Below are 1,254 nucleotides of genomic sequence, written 5' to 3'. Positions count from 1 at the left end.
TATTCCTCTTCTGTCACTCTAGGCAGAGTATAATAGGACAAAATCTCTCAAACCTGAGCTGGGTCTATGGTTAAGCCTCGCCAAGCTGATTCGACATTGAAATTGATTGATGAGTATTGTAGCTATTACAGAAATCTGTTTTCAGAAGTCAGAAGCTTTGAAGCTTTTACACATCTTCATGCTGGTATAATTTCTGATATTAAACGTAAGACACTACCAGCCATTGCAGAGATAATGGGGCTAGAAAATGCTCAAGGATTGCATCACTTTCTTGCCCAATCACCCTGGGAGGCTCAAGCCTTGAGAAGGCAAAGGCTAGAATTAATTTTAAAAATTGTTAAAGATCGAAAAATCGTTCTCATCATTGACGAAACAGGAGATCCAAAAAAGGGAAAAGCCACAGATTATGTAGCTAGACAATATTTAGGACGACTTGGAAAAATTGACAATGGCATAGTGGCTGTAGTGAGCTATGGTCTAATAGATGGGTTAACTTTCCCATTAATGTTTGAAGTTTATAAACCTAAAGAACGGCTTAAACTAAAGGATAGTTACCTAAGCAAACCCCAAATAGCCAGCCAGATGATTAGAGAAATTAAAGCAATGGGGTTTGAAATAGACTATGTTCTGGCTGATAGCTTATATGGAGAAAGTACGAGTACCTTTATTCGCTGTTTACAAGGATTAAACCTTCGGTTTGCTGTAGCGATTCGGAGTAACCACGGTGTACGGTTGCCGTCAGAGCAAAGGGTTCGAGCTAACAAATGGCGTAAATTTGAGCGGATATTTGCCGATGGAAGCCGAGAAGTCCGCTACATTCGAGAAATTATTTATGGAAAAAAGAGAGAATTGCGTTACTGGGAGATCACAACGGATATAGAGACCATCCTCGAAAATTCAACCTGGTATGTGATGACACAAATTCCGGGAGTTTTAGCTAAAGAAGTTGGGAATTTGTATGGAAATAGGACTTGGATTGAATATGGTTTTCGACAAAGTAAAAGTGAATTAGGATGGGCGGATTTCCGAGTCACCCAATATTCACAGATTGAAAAATGGTGGGAAATCATTTGTAGTGCTTACCTGATGATCAGCCTCTATAGTAGGTCTAATACAGCCGTCAACTCCCGGACTTCATTACCCAACACTTCATCGGCAAAAAACTGCCCAATTCTCCACCGCTTTGAGCAACATCAAGACTGGGATGAGAAAAACAGTTGGAAAAGCCATCTCAATAACTTGAGATTAATGCTG

The 1,254-nt window shown here is 40.0% G+C and carries 1 protein-coding gene; it reads left to right on the top strand.

Annotated elements, in window-relative coordinates; genetic code table 11:
* Positions 1-66 precede the first annotated feature (66 nt).
* The coding region (locus tag QUA53_RS29020; protein WP_333101330.1) for an IS701 family transposase at positions 67-1,254 on the top strand (1,188 nt) is incomplete at its 3' end.

The organism is Microcoleus sp. Pol12B3 (genome assembly GCF_036701355.1).
Taxonomy (GTDB): domain Bacteria; phylum Cyanobacteriota; class Cyanobacteriia; order Cyanobacteriales; family Microcoleaceae; genus Microcoleus.
This window is presented reverse-complemented; position numbering and strand designations above follow the sequence as displayed.